Source organism: Thermosulfurimonas dismutans, from assembly GCF_001652585.1.
Classification (GTDB): domain Bacteria; phylum Desulfobacterota; class Thermodesulfobacteria; order Thermodesulfobacteriales; family Thermodesulfobacteriaceae; genus Thermosulfurimonas; species Thermosulfurimonas dismutans.
In genome coordinates, this window is the sequence record NZ_LWLG01000058.1 from 1 (window position 1) to 609 (window position 609).

The 609-nt window shown below is 50.9% G+C and carries 1 protein-coding gene; it reads left to right on the forward strand.

What is annotated here, in order from left to right; translation table 11 throughout:
- Window positions 1–609: dihydropteroate synthase (folP, locus tag TDIS_RS10735; RefSeq protein WP_068671874.1), on the forward strand; the 609-nt coding region annotated here is incomplete at both ends.

The window sequence follows — 609 nt, forward strand, 5'->3', positions numbered from 1 at the left end:
GGACCGGGAGAGACCAAACTCGAAGTTGATCGTCGCCGTATCCGAGAACGGATTGCTCGTCTTGAGAGAGAACTCAAGGCTATCTCCCGTCAGCGTGAATTACGGCGCAAACGACGTAAACGACATGGGCTCCCGGTAGTGGCTATTATCGGTTACACCAATGCCGGCAAAACCACTTTACCCTTTGCTAAACCGGTCCCAGAAGAAGAAGAGTTGCGCAGGGTTATTCCGGTGATAGAGGCCATCAGGCGAGAATTTCCTGAAATTCCGATTTCGGTGGACACCTATAAGGCCCGGGTGGCCGAAGAGGCCCTTTTAGTCGGCGCGGACATTGTAAACGACGTGAGTGCTTTAAGGTTTGATCCCGGAATGCCAGAAGTAATTCGTAAATATCGTCCTCCGGTGGTTCTCATGCATATGAAGGGCACTCCTCAGACCATGCAGATGGACCCTAAGTATGAAGACGTATTGGGAGAGATAAAGACCTTTCTCAAGGAGAGGGCTCAACTGGCCCTTTCTTTAGGGCTCGCCCCGGAAAAGGTCATTCTTGATCCCGGGATCGGATTTGGGAAAAGGTTCGAGGACAACCTCAGACTTATCAGAGAAATT